Source organism: Streptomyces sp. x-19, from assembly GCF_046549115.1.
GTDB lineage: Bacteria > Actinomycetota > Actinomycetes > Streptomycetales > Streptomycetaceae > Streptomyces > Streptomyces albulus_C.
Map to the genome: position 1 here is coordinate 1 of NZ_JAJPWK010000059.1, position 11,773 is coordinate 11,773.

At 63.5% G+C, this 11,773-nt stretch carries 9 protein-coding genes and 2 pseudogenes; 9 read left to right on the forward strand and 2 right to left on the reverse strand.

Translation table 11 applies throughout. From position 1 onward, the window contains the following. Window positions 1–135: 135 nt before the first annotated feature. From ACLJT4_RS41635 to ACLJT4_RS41655, 5 genes and pseudogenes are all read left to right on the forward strand, one after another. Window positions 136–765, forward strand: a pseudogene (locus ACLJT4_RS41635) (glutamine synthetase); the annotation flags it as partial. Between the two features lie 78 nt (window positions 766–843). Continuing rightward, window positions 844–1,335: a LuxR C-terminal-related transcriptional regulator gene (locus ACLJT4_RS41640; protein ID WP_411130340.1), complete on the forward strand. Its 492-nt coding sequence runs from the start codon at window positions 844–846 to the stop codon at window positions 1,333–1,335. 853 nt (window positions 1,336–2,188) lie between these two features. After that, window positions 2,189–2,560, forward strand: a complete 372-nt coding sequence (locus ACLJT4_RS41645) for a hypothetical protein (RefSeq protein ID WP_411130342.1) — start codon at window positions 2,189–2,191, stop codon at window positions 2,558–2,560. Then, window positions 2,553–2,972 carry a DUF6093 family protein gene (locus tag ACLJT4_RS41650; RefSeq protein WP_411130343.1) on the forward strand — a complete coding sequence of 140 codons (420 nt, stop codon included), beginning with the start codon at window positions 2,553–2,555 and terminating at the stop codon, window positions 2,970–2,972. The genes ACLJT4_RS41645 and ACLJT4_RS41650 overlap by 8 nt, the downstream gene beginning before the upstream one ends. Next, complete coding sequence (locus ACLJT4_RS41655; protein ID WP_411130344.1) at window positions 2,969–3,370, forward strand: HK97 gp10 family phage protein; 402 nt, start codon at window positions 2,969–2,971, stop codon at window positions 3,368–3,370. Before ACLJT4_RS41650 ends, ACLJT4_RS41655 begins: the two co-directional genes overlap by 4 nt. Before the next feature lie 485 nt (window positions 3,371–3,855). Here ACLJT4_RS41655 and ACLJT4_RS41660 read toward each other — a convergent pair whose 3' ends face one another. Both ACLJT4_RS41660 and ACLJT4_RS41665 read right to left on the reverse strand, forming a co-directional pair. Continuing rightward, window positions 3,856–5,334 carry a sensor histidine kinase gene (locus ACLJT4_RS41660; RefSeq protein WP_411130345.1) on the reverse strand — a complete coding sequence of 493 codons (1,479 nt, stop codon included), beginning with the start codon at window positions 5,332–5,334 and terminating at the stop codon, window positions 3,856–3,858. A gap of 59 nt (window positions 5,335–5,393) precedes the next feature. Continuing rightward, on the reverse strand, window positions 5,394–5,828 hold the full coding sequence (locus ACLJT4_RS41665; RefSeq protein WP_411130351.1) for a winged helix-turn-helix domain-containing protein: 435 nt from the start codon (window positions 5,826–5,828) through the stop codon (window positions 5,394–5,396). A gap of 476 nt (window positions 5,829–6,304) precedes the next feature. On the opposite strand from ACLJT4_RS41665, the gene ACLJT4_RS41670 reads away from it, so the two are divergent. The 4 genes and pseudogenes from ACLJT4_RS41670 to ACLJT4_RS41685 all read left to right on the forward strand — a co-directional run bounded on the left by ACLJT4_RS41670 (window position 6,305) and on the right by ACLJT4_RS41685 (window position 11,389). Then, a complete protein-coding gene (locus tag ACLJT4_RS41670) occupies window positions 6,305–6,505 on the forward strand; it encodes a hypothetical protein (RefSeq protein WP_411130346.1) in 201 nt (66 codons plus the stop codon). A 176-nt stretch (window positions 6,506–6,681) separates the two neighbouring features. Continuing rightward, a pseudogene (locus tag ACLJT4_RS41675) lies at window positions 6,682–7,493 on the forward strand (TIGR03620 family F420-dependent LLM class oxidoreductase). Between the two features lie 1,901 nt (window positions 7,494–9,394). After that, entirely contained in the window at window positions 9,395–9,739 is a 345-nt protein-coding gene (locus ACLJT4_RS41680; protein WP_411130348.1) for a hypothetical protein, read from the forward strand. Between the two features lie 225 nt (window positions 9,740–9,964). After that, window positions 9,965–11,389 carry a sensor histidine kinase gene (locus ACLJT4_RS41685; RefSeq protein ID WP_411130349.1) on the forward strand — a complete coding sequence of 475 codons (1,425 nt, stop codon included), beginning with the start codon at window positions 9,965–9,967 and terminating at the stop codon, window positions 11,387–11,389. Window positions 11,390–11,773 lie beyond the last annotated feature (384 nt).

Here is an 11,773-nt window from a genome sequence, read left to right on the forward strand (position 1 = left end):
GCGCCGGCCTGAGCCTCTACCAGGTCGCACGCGAACTGCAGTTACTCCTCGCGCTCTGGACCGGCGCCTGCCCCACCTGCCACCGCGACATGCCAGAACCGATACCAACCTGACCAAGCACTACTAGCTGCCCGCGCCGGGATGACGGCGACGTTCATGGCCGCCCCACAGACCGGTGTGGCCAGTGGCCTCCACATCCACCTCTCCCTGTGGCGCGACGACAAACCGGCACTCGCGACCGCCGACGGCGACCTTTCCGCTCCCGGCCGTCACGCCATCGCCGGTCTCGTCGAGGCGCTGCCAATGCTGGCCCCGTTGTACGCGCCGAACACCAACTCCTACCGCCGCTACGCGCCACATTCCTTCGCCCCGACCTCCATGGCCTGGGGAATGGACAACCGGACTTGCGCCGTGCGAGTAGTCGGCCGGGGCGAGGGCCTGCACCTGGAAGTGCGCGTGCCCGGAGCCGACGCCAACCCCTACCGTGCGACAGCCGCCGCCGTCGCCGCGATCACCCACGGTCTTGACCGCACCCCATCGCTTCCGTCGAAGCAGGCCAGCAGCGCCTACTGGGACACGACGGCGCCGTCCCTTCCCCGCACGCTGGAGGAAGCCTCGGCCTGGTTCTGCGAAAGCACCGTCGGTGAAGCGCGGTTGGGCCAGGAGGTCGTGCAGCACTACGCCCATCTCGCACAGTTCGAACTCGGCCAGCAGCGCGGCGTCGTCCCGGATACCGAACGAGCTCGCTGGCTCCTCCACGCCTGACCCACACCCCGACCAGCGTGCGAGCACCGGCCCGACCGCGCGGCTCGGCGAACCCACGTGCTACCCGAAAGGTTCTCAATGCCCAGGAATATCACTCCGATCGACAGCCTCTCGCCCTCCGAGGCCCGCGCCTCCGGGCTCGTGGCGCGAGGTTTGACCGGCGGCGAGATCGCCGTCAAACTGCGCCTCGCCAAAGGCACGGTAGACGGCCAACTACGGCACGCGCAGCAGAAAATGGTGGTATCCGACCGGGCGTGCCTCGTCCACCGCTGCTACGTCCGGAACCAGTTGCCTCGCCCCAAGCGTATTGAGCCTTCGCAGCAGGCCGATGCGGCTGATGCCGAGCTCCTGCGGCTCTTGGCCTTGGGGGCTGACTACGCCGAGATGGCACAGCGGAATTCGCACGAGGTGTCGCAACACGGTGCCAAGAAGCGCCTCAAGGCCCTCCGGGAGAAGTGGGGTGCAAGGAACAATGCCCACCTGATCACGTGCGGGTGGGAGTTCGGGCTCCTCGACGAGTCGACGACTGCACCCGGTTCGTCGGACGGCAAGCTCACCCGGATTCGGTAGGTGCTGTCGGCCCAACCTCTGCGCGGCACCCACATCACTCAACAGCCAGGACTGACGCGTCGGCACCGATTCCGAACTCCACCGTTGGCTAGGCCCTGCATGACCACACCGAGGACCAACACGATGGTGCACCATCCCCGTTGCCAGGAATGTCTGCGCGCCGATCACGTTCACGGTCACATTCCGCCGGAGCCCCCGGAACCAGACCCACCGATACGCGCGGCAACCTTTCTAGTCCTGTTGCTGGTTGTCGTCATACTCGCCGGTGGGTGGCTGGGCCTCATGTGGCTCGCGGCCTCCACCGTCGGCTGGCCCTAGACGTGCCCGAGCGTGATCCCGCTCCACATCCACGTCCGGACGTATCTCACCCCGGTGAGAGGCGTGCCTCTCGTACCGAGGCTTCCGCGCGAACACCTGTCACGCCCCGAAGGGAATTGTTGTGAAGGACTTCTTCTCCCCCGTCGTAACACCGCTGGCACGAGGGCCGCGAGGACCTCCACTGGCACATCTTGCCCGACCCCGCAGTGGTGCGGCGCATGCTGTTCGCCCCCTACCGGGAGTTCGCTCACCGCGCCAATCTCTCCCCTCTCCGGCCGGAGGGCGTCCACATCACTCTCCTGCACGGCCCTCCGATCGCAGAGGTTGCCCCGCAGGAGATAGACCGCCTAGCCACTCCCCACCCCTGTGAGGGTGGCAATGGGCACATGAGAGAACCGGCAAGCACGTCGTAGATCTGGCGTGTGGGCCGGCCGGCCGCTGGCTGTGAGTTCCGGGTGAGCAAGCGTGCCGAGGTCGCTGCGGTCGGTCTGTTCGGCCCAGTGGAAGTGTTTTTCGCGCACCTAGGGTCGTGGGCATGAGCACCATGGACCACCCAGACGTTCGTCGCGTCCGCATCATCTCGTCCCCCGGCGAGGACGCAGTGGTCGAGGTCGACGGTCGCAATGTCGCTTCTGTCGTTGAGGCGTACCGCATCGTGCAGACCGTGGATGAGGGGCCGGAAGTCACTCTGTACGTCGGTCGGAGGCGTGGGGTGGGGTTCGATGGCTTTGCCGAGGTGCGTGTGGAACCTGCTGACCTTCGGCACGTGGTGCTCGGGTTCCTGGACACGGTGGACTGGCGGAAGCTCGACGAGGCGGTCCTGGAGCGGAGTGACTTGGATGGTGCGCCAGGTGAATTGACTCGTGGAGTGCTCACGCAGTTGAAGGAGTGGGCTGCCGGTGCTTGACCTTTCTGCGGTCGGCCGATTCGCGGATCGGCACTTGATGCCGGACAAGGTGATGGTCACCCGGTGCAGCGGTAAGGACGTCCTCGACGTCGAGACGGGCGATCTTGTGCCTGCTCTTCCGATGGTGGTGCACAACGGCCGGGCGGGTTTGTACGCCCATCAGGAGCGCATTCGGAGTCGGGGCTCGCGCCAGGGCGCGTGGGTTGAGGAGGTTCGTGCCGGCTACCGGCTGGTGTTGCCGCTGGATGCTCCTGAGGTGTGGGAGGGCGACACGGTGGCGGTCGTGGAAGCTCGTGACGAGCAGGCGGTGGGCCGTTCCTACCGGGTGTCGGCGCTCGGTGAGGTGTCGTCGGTGCCGGTGCTCCGGACCGTGTGGTTGGAAGAGCACAATCGGAAGCCGGTGGCACGGTGAGCGGTGGGAGTTTCCGGCATCCGGACGAGTTGGCTCGGGCCTTGGACCGTGGTGCGGTGGCTGCGTTGGCGGCCGCGGAGACGGCGATGCGGCACAGCGCCAAGGCACTGGTGGTTGAGGTACAGCGCAATGCGTCGGGCCGTCCGGGGCCGCGGGTGGTCACTGGCCGGTATCGGGCGTCGTGGCAGTCCGAGGTGCACCGGGCTGGGCCGGTGGTCGTCGCGGAGGTGGGCACGAGTGCCCCGCAGGGCCGGCGGTTGGAGTTCGGGTTCGTCGGTGTTGATTCGCTGGGCCGCCACTACAACCAACCACCGTTCCCCCATCTGGGGCCGGCTGTCCAAGGGTTTGGACCGCGGCTCGCGCAGGACCTTGGGCGGACGGTTGCGGAGGCACTGTGATCGACCGGGCGCGCGTAACCGAGGCTCTGCGGGCAATGCTGGCTGCGGCGACGGGCAAGCCGTGCGGTCTTGGCCAGCTGCCGGTCATCGGAAGGAAGCCGGCTTCGCTGCCGTACACGGTGCTCTATCCGCAAGGTGGCCCAGTCGGCGGGGCGCCGCTTGCGGACAGGTCAGAGGACTCACACCTGGTCTACCAATTGACGATTGTCGCTCAGCGCGTCGATCAAGCTGAGTGGCTGGCGGACCGAACACGAAGGGCGCTGCTAGCTCGGGCGCAGGGAGGCGAGTGGGCGCACCTGATCGCGGTGCCGGGGGCTCAGTTGTGGGCACGTGAGTTGCTGGTTGATGACGGGGTACAGCGGTTCGGCTCTGATAGTGGGGAGCCAGTTACTGCGGTGCAGCGAATTCAGCTGTCCATCACTGACACCACATAGTTGCAGATATGTTGAATTGAGAACGCATCGCCATCGCGGCTTATCTCCGCACTACAACCGTTGATCAACGACCGGCGGGTTGCCCCTGTTCCTATCTTGCCCCGAGTCGATAGGGAGGGAAACTCTGAACACGGTGTTGCCTGGATTGCTGCGCAAGGTGATGGTGCCGCCGTGGGCTTCAGCAACCGTCTGGGCGATGGCTAGCCCCAAGCCGCTTCCACCTTTTCCTCTCGAACGCGAGGCATCGCCGCGAGTGAATCGATCAAAGATCTTCCCTTGGATCATCACGTCGATCCCCGGACCGTCATCCATGACTTCGATGACAGCCCATTTACCCTCTTGGGCGGCCCGGGTGGTTACGGTTGTTGAGGAGGGCGTGTGGACTCGCGCATTGGACAAAAGATTCGTCAAGACCTGTTGGAGGCGGGCTTCGTCGCCTCGAAGCATTATGGGGGAGGTTCCCATCTGCAGCTTCCAGGAATGAGATGGACTGGCTGCCCGGGCATCGTTGACAGAATTTAGCACCACGCGAGAGATGTCTATGTCTTCGTTCGCCAAAGGGCGACCAGCGTCCAAGCGTGCAAGTAGCAGGAGGTCCTCGACGAGTCCCGTCATGCGGACGGACTCAGATTCAATGCGAGTCAAAGCATAACGAGTGTCTTTGCCCATGGCTTCGCCGCCGCGGCGAGTCAGCTCCGCATATCCCCGGATGGACGCCAATGGAGTGCGCAGCTCGTGACTGGCATCTGCCACAAACTGGCGGATTTTCACTTCGTTAGCATGCCGAGCCTCAAGAGCAGACGCCACATGGTCAATCAGTCGGTTAAGCGCGGCAGCGACTTGGCCGGTTTCGACACATCGATCGGTATCGGCCTCGCGCACCCGCTCTCGCAGGAGTACGTCTCCGCGATGGAGGTCAAGCCGTGCAACTTGCGTGGCGATGGCGATGACGCCCTGGAGGGAACTCAACGACCTGCTGGTGATCACAGCAGCGACCAGCGCGACTGCAGCGAGACTCGACACAGTTACGACACACTCAGCGATAATGAGATGGACTAGCGCCTCGTCCAAGTTTGCAGTCGACAGACCAACAATGGCGTGCGCGCCATTAGGGAGCGTGACTTCCTGCACTCGATAGGAACCGTAGGACTTCGTATCGATGGTGTGGAAATCATAGGCCAACTTCTCAGACATTGCTCCGAACTGAGCAAGGTCGGCCCTGCTCAAGTGCTTCTCAGAGATCTGTCGGGAAAACGGGTTGCTCACCGTCACCCTGCCTTCGGCAGGAGCATTGCCCTCCAAGAGGACTCCCAGCGTTCCAGGAGGTTGACCTGGGCCTCGAATGAAGCCCAGCGGGTCCTTGGGAGGATCGAGCGGAGGGAAGTTCGAAATCCTGTGCCCGCTCGCCCTCATTGCGATCCCACGAAGCTGATCATCCAACTGGGTATAGAAATTTTGGCACATGAAGATAGCGGTAACGGATCCGACGATCACGCAGGCAATCCCCGTCAACAACACACTGGTGAGCACGAGTCGCGTGCGGAGTTTCCAAGACCGTCCGGACCGGCGACCTAGTGAGAGCCGACGCATCATGAACTGTCCGCCGCCTTGATCATGTACCCCAGTGAATGGTCGCGAAAGAGCAACTGCGCCCGTTCGGAGTCCAGCTGGCGATGCAGGTAGCCCATGTACGTCGCTACTAAGTCAGTTGATTGTTCGAAGTCGCTACCCCATACCTCGCGGAGTAGACTGTCTCGCGATACCCATTGCGCGGGATTCCGCATAAGACAGTGCAACAGGGAACGACCTGACGCGCTGAGGCTAATGTAGTTACCTGCGCGCATGACCGTCCCTGCCACTGGGTCCAAGGTGACATCACCCACCTGCAGAGTCCTCTCACGGCGGTCACAAGTCGCCATGCCGCGCATGCACTTGATGATTCGTTCGAGAGAGAACGGATACCGCATGACGGCAGCCCTCTCAAGTTGTTCGCCGTCGCAGGCATGCAGAGGCTCGTCGGCCATGGACAGGTACAGGAGGTCGACGTTGGGGAAGAGATCCGCAGCTTGTCTGACGGACTCCAAGTTGCCAGCGAAGGGTGTGCCGGCGACGACCACGACGTCAGGTGAGGGGCAAAGCCGTTCTTCCTCACAGAGGGCCCTGCCAGGAGACGTTCGCACGTGCCAACCATCTGATCGAAGGCTTGCTGACAGCGGCCCAGCTACGGCACCGTCCCCTACGAGTAGTGCGCGCAAACCAGTCGTTGGTACCGCTTCGTCGTCACGAGTGCTCGAAGAATGTGAATGCACACACACTACTGTGCATCAGGATTCTGAGGACTTCCTGTGAACGCCCTCTCCGTGAGTGCGGCAGGCGAGTTCATAGGTGATCTGTCATCACCTGAATGACTGCAACTGCGGGATCCCAACTGGTCAGGTGCGTGATGGGTTAGACACCGTGAGCGAGGCAAGCCCTCCGAGACCGACCTGCCGACGAGCAGTTGGCACTGATCGAGCCGGTGATCGCCGCGCGGACGGCCACACCTCCCCCGTTCAGCGACCACCAGGGCCGCTACGAAATACGAGAGATCGTCAGCGCGCTCCTCCATCAGGGCCGAACCAGCTGCCAGCGGGACCTGCTGCCGCACGACCTGCCGCCGCGGAAATCCGTCTTCGCCAGCAGGAGTTGGCCGAGGCCCTGATCCGCACTTTCTGTGCGCCAACTGCTCACACACGCACGAGCCCTCCACCACCGTGGCGGGATCGTGCGTGTCCGACGTCTTACGGCAGTTCGACAAACTGAGGGCACGGCGGGGATCGACCGGGACGCCCTCCGGTCGGCAATGGTCGGAGACATGATGATCACGGCACAGTTCCCCTGAGGCAGCGAGTCGGTCGGTACGGCGCCTGGAGGGTCGAACTGCGCTCGGAGGACCCGGCTCGGCGCGGCGGAGTGGACGAGGCCGCGGTCGAGCTGAAGGAACTCGGGTACGGCGCCATTTGGCTCGGCGGCAACAGCACCGCCGACCAAACCAACCCGCTGATCTGCGCGACGCGCCGCATCGTCGTCGGCACCAGCGTCCTGAACATCTGGCAGCAGTAGGCCGCCACGTCCGCGGCCCGCCTCGCCCAGGTGGAGTCGGCGTAGCCCGGCCGCTACCTGGTGGGTCTCGGCGTGAGCCACGGCCCGCTGGTGAAGGACTACAGCCGCCCGTACACGGCGATGCCCCTCTACCTCGACGAGCTGGACGAGGCCGGCATCACCGCCGATAGCAGGGTTTACTGGCCGCGCTGGGCCCGAAGATGCTGAAGCTGTCCGGCGAACTGGCGGCCCGCGCCATCTCCTACCTGGTCATGCCCGAACACACCGCCCAGGCCTGAGAGATCCTCGGCGACGGCCCGCTGCTCGCCCCGGAACTGAAAGTTGTACTGGAGACTGCCCCGGCCCGAGCCCGAGCCCGCGCCCTGGCCTGCAACGCCCTCGCCACGCCGAACTACACCAACAACTACCTGCGGCACGGCCTCACCGAGGCCGACCTAGCCGAGGGCGGCAGCGACCGCCTGATCGACGCGGCCTTCGCCTGGGCCGACGAGGACCGCATCGACACCTTCCGCCAAGCAGGCAAGGACCACCTGGCCCTCCAGATGCTCACCGGCACCCACAGGAGCAATCTCCCGAGGGAGGAATGATGCAGGCTCGCTTCTCTGTTGGGATAACGGCCTCGGGACGGGGCTGCACGGTCTTCTGAACAGCCCCTGTTGAGTGATCGAACGCGACCACCGACTGCAGGACGGGGTGCCAGCCTTGTCGTTGTGCCAGACTGCGGCACCCATCGCGAGAATGCGCTGGGCTGCGCAGACGGCCGATGCGCTCGAACGTGCGTCCTCCGAGCTGTTGCAGGTCCAGCTGCCCGTTGAGGGTGTCGTTGCACGAAGGTGGCTGAAACGCCAAGGGTGAACTCGTCGCGATGCGGCGGCAGTCAGCCACCCATCCGGCCGTGGAACCGTCACAGTGTCGGTCGCTATTGGACCACGCCACTCGAACGAAGTCGGCCAAGGATCTGCACCGACGGATCCAGGGACCCCAAGACGATCGCGACCTCCAGGCCCCTCCAGCGCCATTGGTCAGCAGCGAGCAGGCAGTGAGCCGGGAGCATGGCTGCGATGACGACAACGGGACCGACGTCAGGTTCTGGGCGGATGACTTCGAGAATCACGGAAAGAGGCTTGCATCACCCCGGACTGCTGAAGTCACCTGGCTCCGAGGTGGACGGCATTGGATTTATCGCTCAACCGGCGCTGGTCACAGCGGTGTTCGGGAATCAGCTTCTGCTAGTGAGCGACCTACCGGATTCGTCGACGCACAGCCCAGCGTCACGCAAGGCCATGCCACGGCGACTGAGCAACGCGGTGACGGGACCGTTCGGCCTCTAGGAAGAGACGAGCGGCGACTGACGCAGGGTCAGGGGCAGCCCGCGCGCCACGGCACCCAGAGGTTCCGCCCACATGCCAGCCGACTCGGGGATCGCCTTCTCTTGCGACTGCACCCCACAGCGCCTTCGCTGAATCATCATGGATGCGCCTGATGGCGTCCTTCCTGGCCCACTGCAGAACCTTCCTTGGATCGAGATCAAGGCTCTACAGGAAACAGTGAGAGCTTCGCAACCCGCGATAGGCCCAAGGGCGCTTTTTAGACTTTCGAGCATTAGTCCCATTATTCCGTTGACCAGTGCATCCGCCTCGGGACAGGATCGTGATCGCCTTGAGGGATTCGAACTCCGCACCTCCGCCACTGGGCGAGAGCGTGCGCAGGAGTGCCCGACAGGGCTCCTCAGGGGGGAAGGTCAAAGCGGAAGTCTCACCTTCCACTTAATGACGCTGAAGAGGGAAGTAGGGGGAATTTGGTGAATCGCGAAACTGCAACTGGGCGACGACGTCGCCTTCAACGACTGTGGGCGGCTGCGGCAGCCACGGTGACCGTCCTCGGATTGAGCGCGTTCCCGGCATCGGCGTCATCGGATTCCGGTTCCGGCCAGGTCCAGCCCTTCAGTATGCACCGAGGAACAGTTGGCTGTTTCAACTGGTCCTACGACGACTCCGGATGGGAGTCCACCACGGTGTACTACCACAACACATGCAACCATCGGGAACTGCTCACCATAACATGGGCCCGAGTGCCGGGAACGCTGACCCAATGGGTCTACCCGGGCCGACACGGAAGCTACAAGGGAAGCGGCGACATCGTCCAAATCAGAGACGATGGCTCGAAAGATTGGTAAGCGACTTCCCTGCGACTCGAATTACCGAATCACCTCAGCGTGAATAATTCGAGTCGCAGGGCGCGTCATTTCGGAATCGCGCACAGCTCTTCGAGATGACTCACGACGAGCGACCCTAAACCCGGCTACCAAGTGCATTCAAATCTCAGGTAGAAACCCCGGGGAAATCTTGACCAACCGAAAAATATAGGTAGGCATGGTCGCACGCCCCGAGCAGTCACTGGCGGCCATCCAGCCAAAATGGGGGGATCCCTTTTGAGGATTTCGCGCTCCTTAGGTGTGATAGCCGCGTCTGCGGCACTCGCCTTCACCATGAGCACAGAATCGTACGCCTCAGATCTCACGTTCTACACCACCGACGCAGACCCCGGCGGTCGTGCCGAATTCACGAAGAATGGCGACATCTTCAAAGTCTGCGACATCGAAGAAGACGGCTGGGCCGTATCAGGAGCCGTTTACGACGGAAACGCCAGCCCCGTCTCCCTTCCGATCTACTGGATACACGCGGGTGGGAAGGGGAACTGCACGACGGCGTTTGCCGGCGACGGAGGTTCTCACAACCTGCCGGAAGGCAAGACCTACAAGCTTGAGGTATGCCTCTACCACGGCAGCGAAACGAACTACTGCCGACGAATACTGATGTACAACAACGGCTGACGCCAGGGGGTGGCGCTACTCGGGCGCCACCCCTCAGCTGCGATGGCACCATGCCTGCTCTGCGGTGTCTACGGCCAGGCCTCGGCTGAGGAACCCTTCTAGGCTGGTCACAGCTTCTCTTTAGGCAATCTTCATCTTGGCAGCGGACACTGGCCCAATGAGTTCCCCTGCATCACTGCCTGCAACCCAAGGGCCAGCCATCGGCTGCCGCACAGGGGGGCGTGCATGATCCCCTACCTTCGGCGCCTGGCGCTGCGCTCACGCTTAGCACTCCTCGCCGCTCTGGCCGTTGCTGTGGCGGTAGCAGCGGTCTCCGCAGCTGCCTGGTTGGTAACCCGTCAGCAGTTGAGCAACCAACTCGACACCGGATTGAAGAACGTCCAGGCATCGCCTGCCTTCGTCGAAGAGCTCCTGCGGACTTGCGGATGGATGCAGCAGCCAGACCACACATCTCCGAAGACGCCCACTCCTTACACCGTCCAAGTTGTCACCTCCGATGGAACGGTGTGCACTGCGCCGGGCAGCACCGCGATCAACGTCGATGAGAGCGACCGCGCCGTTGCCCGAGGAGTACTCCAGTCGGTATTGCATGACGCCACTGCGGAGGACGGAACGGTGATGCGCGTCGCGACATCACGAACGGACCTTTCACGAGGGCTCGGTGATGCCTACGCGGTGTCCATCGCGCAACCAATGACGCTGGTGAGCAAACCGCTCGGTACCCTCGCCCTAGTGCTGTTCGGCGTCGCTGGAGTAGGCGTCGCCGGCGCCATGACGGCCGGTCTGGCCATTGCTCGCGCCGGTTTGCGCCCCGTCGAACAGCTCACCCAGACCGCGGAGCACATCGCCCGTACCGAGGACCTCGACATTCGGATCCCCACCCAGGGCCACGACGAAATCGCCCGACTGGCAAGCTCGTTCAACGCGATGACCGAGGCATTGGCCACTTCCCGCGACCGACAGCAACAACTGATCGCAGACGCGGGCCACGAACTGCGAACGCCGCTCACCTCGCTACGCACCAACATCGAGTTGCTCATGCGGAGCGAATCTTCAGGGAGGCAGCTCCCACCCAAGGCCCGTGAAGAGCTCCTGGCATCGATCAGAGCTCAGATCAGTGAGCTTACGGCCCTGATCGGTGACCTCCAAGAGCTCTCCCGTCCTGACACAGCACCGACAAGCGTGAACCTGAGGGTGGTCGCAGTTCACGAAGTCGCCGAACGTGCCCTCGGGCGAGTAAAACTGCGGGGATCACACCTGACCTTCAACACGAAGCTTGCTCCCTGGTATACCCAAGCCGACCCAGCCTCCCTGGAGCGCGCGCTGGTCAACGTACTAGACAACGCCGTGAAATTCTCCCCGCCAGAGGGCGAAGTCCTCGTGCACCTCGCATCAGGAGCGTTCATCGTCCGAGACAAAGGACCGGGCATTCCACCGGACGAACTACCGCACGTCTTCGAGCGTTTCTGGCGATCACCCGGTGCCCGCAGCATGCCCGGTAGTGGTCTTGGGCTGGCGATCGTGGCCAACACGATCCGGCAAGCGGGTGGAAATGTAGAGGTCAGTACACACCCTGAAGGTGGCTGCGAAGCTGTAATCCGCCTCCCGGGAACCGAAGCGCCACCGCCCGAAGTGCCAGCAGGGGCATAGGTAACGTGGAGGCTGGAGAGCAGGAATGTGTTAAGGGTGACGGCTAACCTCAGGCAAGAACACCTTCTCGCGACGAGGCTGATGCATCGGGAACTGCCTTTCGCCAGCGTCGTCGATCGGGCGTGACAGGCTGCTCCACCGCTGCGCAGCCTCATTCTCCAGCATCTCAGGACTGGCGGGCAGTCGGCCTCCCGCTTGATGCAGGGGACGATGGTCTGGCGTGGTACGCCAGACCATCAGGCCGTGAGCGGCCTCTATGTGTCAACGGTCAGGGCGACTGCCCCGGTGGCGGACTTGATGACCCACGCACTGGCGGACATGAGAACTCCCCGCGGACACGGGATTTCCCCACTGGCTCCGCGTGATCCTTCTTGGGCCGTGGGT

Excerpts from the sequence above, each read along its gene's own strand:
- ACLJT4_RS41640 (WP_411130340.1), top strand. The coding sequence starts at position 844 with ATGCCCAGGAATATCACTCCGATCGACAGCCTCTCGCCCTCCGAGGCC.
- ACLJT4_RS41645 (WP_411130342.1), top strand. The coding sequence starts at position 2,189 with ATGAGCACCATGGACCACCCAGACGTTCGTCGCGTCCGCATCATCTCG.
- ACLJT4_RS41665 (WP_411130351.1), bottom strand. The coding sequence starts at position 5,828 with ATGGCCGACGAGCCTCTGCATGCCTGCGACGGCGAACAACTTGAGAGG.
- ACLJT4_RS41680 (WP_411130348.1), top strand. The coding sequence starts at position 9,395 with ATGAGCACAGAATCGTACGCCTCAGATCTCACGTTCTACACCACCGAC.
- ACLJT4_RS41685 (WP_411130349.1), top strand. The coding sequence starts at position 9,965 with ATGATCCCCTACCTTCGGCGCCTGGCGCTGCGCTCACGCTTAGCACTC.